Consider the following 12,856-nt stretch of genomic DNA (forward strand, 5'->3'; position numbering starts at 1 on the left):
GCCGGCCCCCGCGCCGCCCGTCACGATCGACTTGACGCTGCTCGCGCTGTCGAGGGTGTACGAGTACGGGATGCTCTTCACGCTGCCGCCGGTCTGGCCGCTGCCGGAGCCCGCGAGGTGGTTGTTCCGGGCGACCAGGGTGCCCGGCCCGGAGCTGCCCGGAAGGGTCGCCGGGCGTCGGGCCCGGGGCGGCGAGGGCGCGGACAGACGGGAGCCCTCGGTCCCGTGGTGGGACCGGGGGCTCCCGGAGTTGCTGGGCTCAGCCGGCCTGCTCGGCGAGCTGGAGGAACTGGCGCTTCGAGGCGAGCGCCTGCTCGGCATCCTTGACCCGCCGGGCGTCCCCGGCGGCCTGGGCCCGGGCCAACCGCTCCTCGGCCTCGGCGACCTGCACCCGCATCTGGGTCAGCAGCGGGTTGTCCTCCTTGGTGGTCCGCCGCCACGCGGAGTCCATCACCTCGCGGACCTTGTCGTCGATCGCGCGCAGCCGGCGCTCCAGCCCGGCAGCCGCCTCCCGAGGAACCCGGCCGGCCTCGTGCCACTGCGCCTGGATGTCCCGCAGCTTGGCCTGGGCGCCCTTCGGGTCGCTGTCGATGTTCAGCGCCTCCGCCTCGGCGATCAGCGCCTGCTTGCGCTCCAGGTTGCCCCGCTGCTCGTCGTCCCGGGCCGAGAAGACCTCGCTGCGCCGGGTGAAGAAGGCGTCCTGGGCCGCCCGGAACCGTTCCCAGAGCTTCTGCTCGGCCTCCTTGGAGGCGCGCGGGGCCGCCTTCCACTGGGTCATCAGGTCCTTGAGCTGGTTGGCCGTGGCCGCCCAGTCGGTGGACTCCTTCAGCTTGTCCGCCTCGGCGACCAGCTCCTCCTTGACCTGCTGCGCCTGCTTGCGCTCAGCGTCCAGGGTGGCGAAGTGGGCGCCCCGGCGGCGGGTGAAGGCGTCCCGCGCGGCGGCGAAGCGCTTCCACAGCTCACCGTCGGCCTTCTTGTCGACCCCGCGGACGGTCTTCCACTCGTCGAGGATCTCCTTGAGCCGGTCGCCGGCGGTCTTCCAGCCGGTCGACTCGGCGGCCAGCTTCTCCGCCTCCTCCACCAGAGCGGTCTTGCGGGCCAACGCCTCGACCCGGGCCGCGTCCTTGGCGGCGCGGGCCTCGCCGGCCTTCTCCTCGGCGACGACGGCGAGCTTGTCCAGCCGTGCGACCAGCGCGTCGATGTCGCCGACGACATGCGCCTCGGCGAGCGAGGCGCGGATCCGCCGGATGGTGGCCAGCGATCCGCCGGCGTCAGCCGCGCCCGAGTTGAGCCGTGCCTCGGTCAGGTTCACCTCGGTGACCAGGTCCGCGAAGCGGCGGGCGAAATGGGCCAGCCCCTCCTCAGGGGCTCCCGCCTGCCAGGATCCGACCACCCGCTCGCCCTCGGCGGTCTTGACGTACACGGTGCCGTCCGCGTCCACCCGTCCGAAGGCCGTCCAGTCGCTCATGTGCCCATCCTCGATCTCCCGGCGTCGACGGGACGAGCCCGCGATCGCCGCCACGGCGCAGCAAGTTACTCCCGGCATTGTCACAGGTCCGCCCCCGTCCGCGTCGAGCGCCTGTCGTCGACCGTGACCATACGGTGTCCTAGCGCCGGATGACCGGATCGGCGCGGGGACGCACCGGAGGGTCCGGCTACGGTGAACGGGTGCCTCTGGTCGCCGCCGCCGTCTGCCCCCATCCGCCTCTGCTCGTGCCGGAAGTGGCCGGCGCCGCTGCCGGCGAGCTGGACGAACTCCGCGCCGCCTGCGCCGCGTCCGTGGCCCGGCTGCTCGCCGCCGGGCCGGACGCGATCGTGCTGGTCGGCGCCGGTCCGGCGACCCTGTCGTTCCGGTCCGCCGACTACGGCTCGCTGCGGGCGTACGGGGTGGACAGGCAGGTGCGGCTGTGGCGGGTCAACTGCGCGGGGGGTGAGCGCCTCCCGCTGAGCCTGACGATCGGCGCGTGGCTCCTCGGCCGCTCCGGCACCGGGCTGCCCCGGTTCGCGCACGCGATCGCCGCCGACGCGCCCCCGCAGGAGTGCGTCCGGGTCGGCGCCGAACTGGTCGGGGCGGCGGCGGACCACCGGGTGGCGCTGCTGGTGCTGGGGGACGGATCGGCGTGCCGCGGGACGAAGGCGCCCGGCTACGACGACCCGCGCGCGCAGGCGTACGACGACGGGGTGGCCCGGGCCCTGGCCGACGCCGACGCCGAGGCCCTGCTCGGCCTCGACCCGGCGCTGTCGGCGGAGCTGAGCGCCGCCGGCCGGGCCCCCTGGCAGGTGCTGGCCGGCGCGGTCCGCGCGGCGGGCGGTGACTGGCGCGGCGAACTGGGCCACCACGAGGCGCCTTACGGCGTCGCCTACCTCGTGGCCAACTGGGAGCCGGCGTGAGCGCGGGCGGCGTCCCGCCCGGCACTGTGGTGGCGGTGGTCGGGCCGACCGCCGCCGGGAAGTCCGCGCTGAGCATCGCCCTCGCGCAGGCCCTGGGCGGCGAGGTGGTCAACGCCGACTCGATGCAGCTCTACCGGGGCATGGACATCGGCACCGCGAAGCTCACCCCGGCCGAGCGGGAGGGCGTGCCGCACCACCTGCTCGACATCTGGGAGGTGACCGAGCCGGCCAGCGCCGCCGAGTACCAGCGGCTGGCCCGCGCGGCGGTCGACGACGTCCTGGCCCGGGGCCGGGTGCCGCTGCTGGTCGGCGGCTCCGGCCTGTACGTGCGGGCGGTGCTGGAGCGGTTCGAGTTCCCCGGCACCGACCCGGTCGTGCGGGAGCGGCTGGAGGCGGAGCTGGTCGAGGCCGGCCCGGCCCCCCTGTACGCGCGGCTGCGCGCGGCGGACCCGGCCGCGGCCGGGGGCATCCTGCCCGGCAACGGCCGGCGGATCGTCCGCGCCCTGGAGGTGATCGAGCTGACCGGGGCGCCGTTCACCGCGGCCCTGCCCGAACCCACCCCGTACTACCCGTCTGTGCAGCTCGGGGTGGACCTGGACACCACGGCGCTGGACGAGCGGATAGCCCTGCGGGTGGACCGGATGTGGGCCGACGGTCTGGTCGCCGAGACCCGGGCCCTGGTCGGGTGCGGCCTGCGCGAGGGCCGCACGGCCAGCCGGGCGCTCGGCTACCAGCAGGTGCTGCGGCTGCTCGCCGGGGAGCTGACCGAGAGCGGGGCGCACGACGAGACGGTTCGGGCCACCCGCCGGTTCGTCCGCCGACAGCGCTCCTGGTTCCGCCGCGATCCCCGGATCCACTGGCTGGACTCCGCAGCGCCGGGCCTGGTTGCCGACGCCCTGCGTCTCGTCCCCGCCGCTGCGCGATGATGGGGGTGTGGAGTTCACCAAGGGGCACGGCACCGGCAACGACTTCGTCATCCTTCCCGACCCGGACGGCGCGCTCGACCTGACCCCGGGGATGGTCGCCGCGCTGTGCGACCGGCGGCGGGGCCTCGGCGCGGACGGCGTCCTGCGGGTGGTGCGGGCCGCCAAGCACCCCGAGGGCGCGGCCCTGGCCGGCGACGCCGAGTGGTTCATGGACTACCGCAACGCCGACGGGTCGGTCGCCGAGATGTGCGGCAACGGCGCCCGGGTCTTCGTCCGCTACCTGCTGGAGACCGGGCTGGCCACGCCGTCCGGCGCGGCGCTGCCGGTGGCCACCCGGGCCGGCGTCGTGCGCGCGCTGGTCGAGGGCGACACGGTCTCGGTCGAGATGCGCCGCCCCCGGCTGTACGACGTGGCGACCGCCGCCCTGGGCGGGCTGACCCTGCCGGGCACCGCTGTGGACGTCGGCAACCCGCACCTGGTCTGCGTCCTCCCCGGCGGCCTGGACCTGGCCGGTCTGGACCTGACCCGGGCGCCGGTGTTCGACGCCGGGGTCTTCCCCTCCGGGGTGAACGTCGAGTTCACCGCGCCGGGCGACCCCGTCGGCGGCACCGACGTCCACGTGCTCATGCGGGTCTACGAGCGGGGATCCGCCGAGACGCTGTCCTGCGGCACCGGCGCGTGCGCGGTCGCCGCGGTCGCCCTGCGCGACGCCGGCCGGGACACCGGCACGGCGACGGTCGACGTCCCCGGCGGCCGCCTCACGGTCACGGTGACGGACGACTCCTGTTGGCTCGCCGGCCCAGCCCTCCTGATCGCCACCGGCACAGTCACCCTCCCCGGATAGAAGCCCGGGCCGATCAAGAGGTTCGGGTCAGATCCGGCAACCCGGCTGACGCAAACCTCCTGATCGAACCGGGTCAGGGGGTGGCGCTGGCGGTGGCGGCGATCTCCGGGAGGTCGGCGGGGCCCGGGTCGGCGGCGGGAGGCGGGGCCGGGGACTGGGCGGCGGCGCGGACGGCGGCGGCAACCGCCGGGGCGACCCGGGAGTCGAAGACGCTGGGGACGATGACCGTCGGGTTGATCTTCTCCTCACCGACCACGTCCGCGATCGCCCGGGCGGCGGCGATCGCCATCTCCTCGGTGAACTCCTCGGCGTGCGCGTCCAGCATGCCCCGGAACACGCCCGGGAAGGCGAGCACGTTGTTGATCTGGTTCGGCTGGTCGGAGCGGCCGGTGGCCACCACGGCGGCGTGTTTGCGCGCCTCCCGGGGGTCGACCTCAGGGTCCGGGTTGGCCAGCGCGAAGACGATCGAGTCCTTGGCCATGGTGGCGATGTCGTCGCCGGTGAGCAGGTTCGGCGCGCTGACGCCGATGAACACGTCCGCGCCGCGCACCGCCCCGGGCAGGTCGCCGGAGTAGTTCTCCTTGTTGGTGTTCTCGGCCAGCCACTGCCAGGCCGGGTTGAGCCCGCTCAGGCCGGGGTGCAGGGCGCCCTGCCGGTCGCACGCGATGATGTCGCCGACGCCCTGGCGGAGCAGCAGCTTCATGATCGCGGTGCCGGCCGCGCCGGCGCCGGAGACGACCACCCGGACGTCCGCGAGCTGCTTGCCCACCACGCGCAGCGCGTTGGTCAGCGCGGCCAGCACGCAGATCGCGGTGCCGTGCTGGTCGTCGTGGAAGACCGGGATGTCGAGCAGCTCGCGCAGCCGGGCCTCGATCTCGAAGCAGCGCGGCGCGGCGATGTCCTCCAGGTTGATCCCGCCGTACGCGGGCGCGATCGCCTTGACGATCGCCACGATCTCGTCGGTGTCCTGGGTGTCCAGCACCACCGGCCAGGCGTCCACCCCGCCGAAGCGCTTGAACAGCGCCGCCTTGCCCTCCATCACGGGCAGCGACGCGGCCGGCCCGAGATTGCCCAGGCCGAGCACGGCCGAGCCGTCGCTGACCACCGCGACCGTGTTGCGCTTGATGGTCAACCGGCGGGCGTCCGCCGGGTTCTCGGCGATCGCCATGCAGACCCGGGCCACCCCCGGGGTGTACGCCCGGGACAGCTCGTCACGGTTGCGCAGCGCCACCTTCGAGCTGACCTCGATCTTGCCGCCGAGGTGCAACAGGAACGTGCGGTCGGAGACCTTGCGGACGTCCACCCCGTCGAGCGCGGTGAGCGCGTCGACCACCTGGTCGGCGTGGCCGGCGTCGGCGGTGTCGCAGGTCAGGTCGACGAGCACGTGGGTCGGGTCGGAGTCGACCACGTCCAGCGCGGTGACGATCGCCCCGGCCTCGCCGACGGAGGTGGTCAGCCGGCCGATCGAGGAGGCGTCCGCGGGCACGGCGATCCGGATGGTGATCGAGAACCCGGCACTCGGAAGTCGGGTGATGGCCACGGGAATGCCTCCGTCAACGCTGATCGGCCGGTCGTATGTCGCCCCGCATTTCTACTCGCCCGCACCGGTCGCGTCGCATTCGCCCCCACTTTTGGTGGTCCATGCAACGGGCATATAGCAGGTGCGTTCGACGTTGTCACATGTCAGGATTGCTCGTACGCGACGGAAAGCCGTCGCTTCGCTACAGAACGGACAGGGAGGCGCACTTGCGCGACCAGGAGACCTACGTACCCCTCTCAGACGACGAAATCGACGCCACCACCGGGGGGTTCGAGCTGTCGGAGCGGCAGGCGCTGCGGCGGGTCCCTGGCCTCTCCACCGAGCTCACCGACGTCACCGAGGTCGAGTACCGCCAGCTCCGGCTGGAGCGGGTCGTCCTCGTCGGAGTATGGACCGAGGGCAGCCAGACCGATGCCGAGAACTCCCTCACCGAGCTGGCGGCGCTGGCCGAGACGGCCGGCTCGCAGGTGCTGGAGGGGCTGATCCAGCGCCGCAACCGCCCCGACCCGGCGACGTACATCGGCCGGGGCAAGGTCGACGACCTCGGGTCGATGGTGCTTTCCTCCGGCGCCGACACGGTGATCTGCGACGGTGAGCTGTCCCCGTCCCAGCTCCGCAACCTGGAGCAACGCACCAAGGTCAAGGTGGTCGACCGCACCGCGCTGATCCTGGACATCTTCGCCCAGCACGCCAAGAGCAAGGAGGGCCGGGCGCAGGTCGAGCTGGCCCAGCTCGAATACCTGCTGCCTCGGCTGCGCGGTTGGGGCGAGACGCTGTCCCGGCAGACCGGTGGCTCCGGTCGCGGCGGCGGCGCGGGCGGCGGCGTGGGTGTGCGCGGTCCCGGTGAGACCAAGCTGGAAACCGACCGGCGTCGCATCCGGCACCGCATCTCCCGGCTGCGCCGGGAAATCAAGGCCATGAAGACGGTACGCCAGACCAAGCGCTCCCGCCGCTCCCGCAACGCCGTACCGGCCGTGGCGATCGCCGGCTACACCAACGCCGGCAAGTCAAGCCTGCTCAACCGGCTGACGGGGGCCGGAGTGCTGGTGGAGAACGCGCTGTTCGCCACCCTGGACCCGACCACCCGCAAGACCACCGCCCCCGACGGCCGGATCTACACCCTCTCCGACACCGTCGGCTTCGTCCGGCACCTGCCGCACCAGATCGTCGAGGCGTTCCGCTCGACCCTGGAGGAGGTCGCCGAGTCCGACCTGGTGGTGCACGTCGTCGACGGCGCCCACCCGGACCCGGAGGAGCAGGTCCGGGCGGTCCGCGAGGTGCTCGCCGAGGTGGGTGCCGACCGGCTGCCCGAGCTGCTGGTGATCAACAAGACCGACGCGGCCGACGAGGACACCCTGCTGCGGCTCAAGCGGCTCTGGCCGGACGCCGTCTTCGCCTCGGCCCGCTCGGGGCGGGGGATCGACGAGGTTCGGGCGGCCATCGAGGAACGGCTGCCCAGCCCGGCGGTGGAGGTCCGCGCGGTGCTCCCGTACGACCGGGGTGACCTGGTGGCCCGGGTGCACCGGCAGGGCGAGGTGCTCAGCGCCGCCCACCTGCCCGAGGGCACGCTGCTGCACGTGCGGGTCGGTGAGGCGCTCGCCGCCGAGCTCACCCCGTACGCCGCAGTGGAGGCACCCGTCGCCGTCCCCACCCGCTGAGTGACCCCGGGGCCGGTACGCCGGCCCCGGGGATCGCGGCGCCTCCGTCGGGGCGACGTCCCCCGCCGGCGTGCGGGATCGGCGTCGGCCGGGTGGTGCCTGCTGGCACGGGTCCGTACCGCCCGGTCGTGAGGGGCGACTCAACGTCGGCGTCCCGGCGTGACTCCGGTATTCACGCGGCATGCGACACTGAACCTCATGCGCCGCGCTGTTTCCTCGGTCACGGTTGCCCTCGGCCTGCTCGGGGCGACCGTGGCGCTCTCCGGAGCCGCCCTGGCCGCGCCCGCCGCCCCGGCGGCCGCCGCACCCGAGCCGACTCCCGGCAAGAAGCGCTGCACGGTCGTCGACGAGCGCCTGCGGGAGCTCTCCGGCCTGGTGGCCACGAAGAGCGGATACGTGGTGGTCAACGACGGCACCGACGTCGAGAGCCACAAGCGGGTGTTCTTCCTCGACACCAAGTGCAAGCTGGCGAGGGAGCCGGTGCGCTACTCGGGCAAGGGTCCGCTCGACACCGAGGACCTCGCGCTCTCGCCGGACGGCGAGAAGCTGTGGATCGCCGACATCGGCGACAACATCGGCGCCCAGCGGCGCGAGCGGGTGGCGGTGTGGAGCATGCCGGCCGACGGGTCGGCCAAGCCGGTGCTGCACCGGCTCTCCTACCCCGAGGGCAAGCCGCACGACGCCGAGGCGCTGCTGATCGGCGACGACGGCAAGCCGCTGATCATCACCAAGGTGGCCAGCGGCAAGGCCCAGATCTTCACCCCGTCGGGCAAGCTCAGGACCGGCGAAACCGAACCGGTGCCGATGACCAGGGTCGGCGAGGTGTCGCTGCCGAAGACGACCACCCCGAACGTGCTGAACATTTTCGGCCGGGTCGCCGTCACCGGCGCCGCCCGCTCGCCCGACGGCACGAAGGTGGTGCTGCGCACGTACGCGGACGCCTTCGAGTACGACGTGTCGAACGGCGACATCGTCGGGGCGCTGACCGGCGGCAAGCCCCGGGTGACCCCGCTGACGGACCCGTTCGGCGAGGCGATCTCCTACACCCCGGACGGCAAGTCGTTCGTCACGGTCTCCGACGGCGGTGAGCTGGCCCCGGACGACCCGATCGACATCCTGGGCTACGCCCCCTCCACCACCGGCGCCGAGGCGCTGACCGGTGGCGACGCCGGCCCGCCCAAGTCCGCGGCGGGGCAGTCCTGGATGGAGGGGCTGAGCCTCGACCAGATCACGTACCTGATCGCCGCGGTCGGCGTGGTCGGCGCGCTGATGGTCGGCGCGGGCATCCTCGGCATCGTGCGGGCGCGGAAGCGCCCCGCGCCGGCCGGCGGTCCGAAGGCCCGCCAGGACGTGCCGGAGCGGGACGAGTTCCCGCTGGACGACAGCCCGGACGAGTCCGGCTACGGCCGCCCGGCCGACGGCCCGCCGCCGCCGGGCGGGGACCGTTCGCGCGGCGGGGTCTACGGCGGCGCGCCGGCCGCTGTGTACGGCGAGGGCCCGGCTGCCGGCGGCCCGGCCCAGGGCCCCTCCCGCGGGGTCTACGGCGGCGGTGGTGGCCGTCCCGCAGGCGGTGGTGGCCGCCCCGGTGGCGGCGGTGGCCGGCCTGTAGGCGGCGGCCGGCCTCAGGGCGGCGGGGTCTACGGCGGCGGTGGCCGACCTGGCGGTGGTGGCGTCTACGGCGGGGACCAGCCCGCCGGCGGGCAGCCCCCGGGCGGGGGCCAGCCCGGCCGGGACAGCCGGCCGGTGCGCGGCGGGGTGTACGGCGGCGGAGGGCGTGCCGAGCCGCCCCGGCGGGGGCGGGACCCCCGGGACCCGCGCGACTCCCGCGCGGGTCGGCGCGGCGAGGGCGGGCACGACGACGGGCGGGGCGGCTACGGCGGCCAGGCGCCCGGCAGCGGTCGCGGGCACCGTGGCGACCGCTACTGACCGATTCACCTATCGATCGGCGCCGACGCGGACACCGGTCGCCGGCGGCATGATCGACGATGCCTCGCTGAGGCTTCGCCGGGGCGATGGCCGTCGGGGCAACGGCCTTCAGGGCAACGGCCGCCGTGGCGACCGCTGCCCGTCAGCGGTCAGATCCGACGCAGGACGGCGACGACCCGGCCCATGATGGTGGCGTCGTCGCCGGGGATCGGGTCGAAGGCCGGGTTCTGCGGCATCAGCCAGACGTGGCCGTCCCGGTGGCGGTAGGTCTTCACCGTCGCCTCCCCGTCGAGCATCGCCGCGACGATCTCGCCGGAGTCGGCGGTCGGCTGCTGCCGGACCACCACCCAGTCCCCGTCGCAGATGGCGGCGTCGAGCATCGAGTCGCCCTTGACCTGGAGCATGAAGACCTCGCCCTCGCCGACCAGCTCGCGGGGGAGGGGGAAGATGTCCTCCACCGCCTGCTCGGCGAGGATCGGCCCACCGGCGGCGATCCGGCCCAGCATCGGCACGTACGCCGGGGTGGGCCGCTGCGAGCGGGACGCCTCGTCGTCGATCATGTCGCTGGGGGCCCGGACGTCCACCGCGCGCGGCCGGTTCGGGTCGCGGCGCAGGAAGCCCTTCTTCTCCAGCTCCTTGAGCTGGTAGGCGACGCTGGACGGGGAGACGAGCCCGACGGCCTCGCCGATCTCCCGCACGCTCGGCGGGTACCCGTGCCGATCGACCCAGGTGCGAATGAACTCCAGGATGCGGCGCTGCCGGGCGGTGAGGTCGACCGTGGCCGGGTCGGGGAAGCTGCTGACCACCGGGGTGACCGCTCGCACGGCCGGCTGCCCGGTCCGGCTGCGCGCGGCGCGGGGGCGCCGAGTGGCCGGCGGACCCGCCTCGGCGATCTGCTGCGGGTTCTTCGGCCGGCTGGCCCGGTCCTCGGTCACGTCCGTCCTCCCTGGTCGGCGCTGGGTGCCTCGGCGGCTCGTGGTGCGTGCGGGGTGTGGCGACCGGGCGGGGCGGAACCCGCCGCGTCCGGTTGTTCTTGACCGTATAGGTGGGATCGGTCATTTTCAAACATCTGTACGACCTTCGTCGGCGTGTCGGAGCGGGAAACCGGGAAATCCGAACGCCTGTTCTGGTAAACGGTACGCGGCTCTCGAACATCAGTTCGAGCTCCGGCGTGCCCTGCCTGCGGTTTTCCGCCCTCGGTGGGTCGGCCGTGACCAGGGGGAGCGGTCCCGCGTTGGGGCTTTCGGCGATCCGGTGAGGGGGAGTGCGGGACGTGATCCTGATGACGCGCCGGGCGGGTCGGCGAACTTGATTTCGGTCCGCCGGACGCATACGGTCGACCCCTAGATGTAGTAGTCACATGGGCGTAAGTCGCCTACAGGTTGGGTTCAACTACCGACCGCACTCCCTGCTGCCGCACCCGGTGGCGGCCCCACGCGGGGCCGGCGCCGCGGTTCCGTGCGTCCGGGGGTGCCCGGTGTGCCCGCCAACGACGAAGGAGGTCAGGCGATGCGGTGCCCGTACTGCAGGCACGCCGACTCCCGGGTCGTCGACTCGCGGGAGGCCGACGACGGCCAGTTGATCCGCCGGCGGCGGTCCTGCCCGGAGTGCGGCAAGCGGTTCACCACCGTCGAGGAGGCGGTGCTCGCGGTGGTCAAGCGCAGCGGGGTGACCGAGCCGTTCAGCCGTACCAAGATCGGCGGTGGGGTGCGCAAGGCGTGCCAGGGGCGGCCGGTCGACGAGGACTCCATCGCCCTGCTCGCCCAGAAGGTCGAGGAGACCATCCGGGCCAGGGGGGCCGCCGAGATCCCCAGCCACGACGTGGGGCTGGCGATCCTCGGCCCACTGCGGGACCTGGATGAGGTGGCGTACCTCCGCTTCGCCAGCGTCTACCGCTCGTTCGACTCGCTGACCGACTTCGAGCGCGAGATCGAGACGCTGCGAGCCGCCGCCCGCGCCCGCGAGGGCGCCGGGGCGGACGGCGACGCCGGGGCGGCGGCGGGGGCCGCCGACCGTACCGTTTGAACTTTTCCTGAATTGCTGACAGTGCGACGCGCGGCGGGTGACCGCGCAGACGAGGGGGCGGATGAGATGGCGGGGGACGGCGTGACAGCCAGCCGGACGCGGACGAAGGCCGGCGCGGGCCTCAAAATCGAGCGGGTGTGGACGACCGACGGGGTCCACCCGTACGACGAGGTGACGTGGGAGCGTCGCGACGTCGTGATGACGAACTGGCGGGACGGCTCGATCAACTTCGAGCAGCGCGGGGTCGAGTTCCCCGAGTCCTGGAGCGTCAACGCGGCCAACATCGTGACCACCAAGTACTTCCGGGGCGCGGTGGGCACCCCGGATCGGGAGTGGTCGCTGCGGCAGCTCATCGACCGGGTGGTCAGCACCTACCGCAAGGCGGGCGAGGAGTACGGCTACTTCGCGGCCCCGGCCGACGCCGAGGTGTTCGCCCACGAGCTGACCTGGATGCTGCTGCACCAGGTGTTCAGCTTCAACTCGCCGGTCTGGTTCAACGTCGGCACGCCGTCGCCCCAACAGGTCTCTGCGTGCCTGCCGTACGATTCGCTGGTCAGCACGCCCGGAGGGTTGGTGCCGATCGGCAAGCTGGTCGAAGAGAACGCCGTCGGGACCAAGGTGTACGACGGCAACGGCCTGACCAAGATCGTCGCCGTCAAGGCCAACGGGGTGCGCGATGTCATCCGGCTGCACACCAAGGCGGGTTACCAGCTCGACGTCACGCCGGACCACGTGGTGTGGAAGAGCACGGGCCACGGGTCGGGCCGCTGGGTCGAGGCCGGCACGCTGACGCCCGGCGACCAACTCGAGTGGCACCGCACGTACGCCTATGGCGAGAGCGAGATCGACCTGCGGGAGATCCGCGAAGCCGCCCTCGCCGGCTGGTTGCAGTCCGACGGGTTTGTGGGTCAGTACGACGAGGGCACGAACCGGTCGTTGACGATCGAGGCGATTACGGTCAACGACGACGAGTTGGACTGGGTCACCGGCACCCTCGACGAGGTCTTCTGCGGCGCTCACCGGCACGAGCGCCCGGTGGAGACGCAGAGCGACGAGCTGGACTGCCGGCGTACCCGCCTCTACGGCGAGCACCTGCGTCCGTTCGTGGACAAGTGGGACCTGCTCACGCGCGGCGTCGGGATGGAGGTGCCGGCGAGGCTCCTCACCGCGCCGCTGCCGGTCGTGGCGGCGTACCTGCGCAGCATCTTCCAGGCCGAGGGCTACGTCTCGGCGCGCGAGCAGTCGACGCTCGTCGCGGTGGACATGATCTCGGAGAAGCTGATCCGTGGTGTGCAGAGCCTGTTGCTGCGCTTCGGGATCTTTTCCCGCGTCGCGTACAAGCCGGACCCGCGTCCGGACCGCAAGGGCTGCTGGTCGGTTCGGATCCAGAACGACGGCGACCGAGACCTCTTCGCCACGCACATCGGGTTCGTCGGCGCGGAGAAGATGGCCAAGCTCGAACAGAGCTTCGGCAAGCCGGGTCGGCCGGCCAACGACGTCAAGCGGCTGGAGATCGACCACGTCGAGGCGCTCGGCACGATGGAGG

At 73.2% G+C, this 12,856-nt stretch carries 9 protein-coding genes and 2 pseudogenes; 8 read left to right on the forward strand and 3 right to left on the reverse strand.

Features of this window, described 5'->3' with window-relative positions:
- Positions 1-259: 259 nt before the first annotated feature.
- On the reverse strand, positions 260-1,468 hold the full coding sequence (locus tag ACQPZO_RS08135; RefSeq protein ID WP_433348458.1) for a DUF349 domain-containing protein: 1,209 nt from the start codon (positions 1,466-1,468) through the stop codon (positions 260-262).
- Positions 1,469-1,617: 149 nt separating this feature from the next.
- On the opposite strand from ACQPZO_RS08135, the gene ACQPZO_RS08140 reads away from it, so the two are divergent.
- From ACQPZO_RS08140 to dapF, 3 genes are read left to right on the forward strand one after another with little or no spacing between them, the layout of a single operon-like run.
- The gene (locus tag ACQPZO_RS08140) at positions 1,618-2,391 is read left to right on the forward strand and encodes a class III extradiol dioxygenase subunit B-like domain-containing protein (RefSeq protein ID WP_433348460.1); all 774 of its coding nucleotides are present in this window, start codon (positions 1,618-1,620) and stop codon (positions 2,389-2,391) included.
- Positions 2,376-3,317, forward strand: coding sequence for a tRNA (adenosine(37)-N6)-dimethylallyltransferase MiaA (gene miaA / locus ACQPZO_RS08145; RefSeq protein ID WP_433350870.1), 942 nt, complete (start codon positions 2,376-2,378; stop codon positions 3,315-3,317). Before ACQPZO_RS08140 ends, miaA begins: the two co-directional genes overlap by 16 nt.
- A gap of 7 nt (positions 3,318-3,324) precedes the next feature.
- Positions 3,325-4,161: a diaminopimelate epimerase gene (dapF, locus tag ACQPZO_RS08150; RefSeq protein WP_433348462.1), complete on the forward strand. Its 837-nt coding sequence runs from the start codon at positions 3,325-3,327 to the stop codon at positions 4,159-4,161.
- A gap of 73 nt (positions 4,162-4,234) precedes the next feature.
- On the opposite strand, the gene ACQPZO_RS08155 is transcribed toward dapF, so the two are convergent.
- Positions 4,235-5,701 carry an NAD-dependent malic enzyme gene (locus ACQPZO_RS08155; protein ID WP_396673374.1) on the reverse strand — a complete coding sequence of 489 codons (1,467 nt, stop codon included), beginning with the start codon at positions 5,699-5,701 and terminating at the stop codon, positions 4,235-4,237.
- Between the two features lie 206 nt (positions 5,702-5,907).
- On the opposite strand from ACQPZO_RS08155, the gene hflX reads away from it, so the two are divergent.
- Together hflX and ACQPZO_RS08165 are read left to right on the forward strand one after the other, a co-directional pair.
- Positions 5,908-7,359, forward strand: a complete 1,452-nt coding sequence (hflX, locus tag ACQPZO_RS08160; RefSeq protein WP_433348465.1) for a GTPase HflX — start codon at positions 5,908-5,910, stop codon at positions 7,357-7,359.
- Positions 7,360-7,557: 198 nt separating this feature from the next.
- Positions 7,558-9,285, forward strand: coding sequence for a hypothetical protein (locus ACQPZO_RS08165; protein ID WP_433348467.1), 1,728 nt, complete (start codon positions 7,558-7,560; stop codon positions 9,283-9,285).
- A 149-nt stretch (positions 9,286-9,434) separates the two neighbouring features.
- On the opposite strand, the gene lexA is transcribed toward ACQPZO_RS08165, so the two are convergent.
- On the reverse strand, positions 9,435-10,220 hold the full coding sequence (gene lexA / locus ACQPZO_RS08170; RefSeq protein WP_161688192.1) for a transcriptional repressor LexA: 786 nt from the start codon (positions 10,218-10,220) through the stop codon (positions 9,435-9,437).
- A 574-nt stretch (positions 10,221-10,794) separates the two neighbouring features.
- Between lexA and nrdR the strand changes: the two genes are divergently transcribed.
- The 3 genes and pseudogenes from nrdR to ACQPZO_RS08185 form a co-directional block, all read left to right on the forward strand.
- A complete protein-coding gene (gene nrdR / locus ACQPZO_RS08175; protein WP_433348469.1) occupies positions 10,795-11,310 on the forward strand; it encodes a transcriptional regulator NrdR in 516 nt (171 codons plus the stop codon).
- 66 nt (positions 11,311-11,376) lie between these two features.
- Positions 11,377-11,844, forward strand: a pseudogene (locus ACQPZO_RS08180) (vitamin B12-dependent ribonucleotide reductase); the annotation flags it as partial.
- Between the two features lie 39 nt (positions 11,845-11,883).
- Positions 11,884-12,678: pseudogene (locus ACQPZO_RS08185) on the forward strand (LAGLIDADG family homing endonuclease); the annotation flags it as partial.
- Positions 12,679-12,856: the final 178 nt, after the last annotated feature.

Source organism: Micromonospora sp. CA-111912 (genome assembly GCF_050948415.1).
Classification (GTDB): domain Bacteria; phylum Actinomycetota; class Actinomycetes; order Mycobacteriales; family Micromonosporaceae; genus Micromonospora.

Coding starts and splice junctions, on each gene's coding strand:
- ACQPZO_RS08135 (WP_433348458.1), bottom strand. CDS start 1,468: ATGAGCGACTGGACGGCCTTCGGACGGGTGGACGCGGACGGCACCGTG.
- ACQPZO_RS08140 (WP_433348460.1), top strand. CDS start 1,618: ATGACCGGATCGGCGCGGGGACGCACCGGAGGGTCCGGCTACGGTGAA.
- ACQPZO_RS08165 (WP_433348467.1), top strand. CDS start 7,558: ATGCGCCGCGCTGTTTCCTCGGTCACGGTTGCCCTCGGCCTGCTCGGG.
- nrdR (WP_433348469.1), top strand. CDS start 10,795: ATGCGGTGCCCGTACTGCAGGCACGCCGACTCCCGGGTCGTCGACTCG.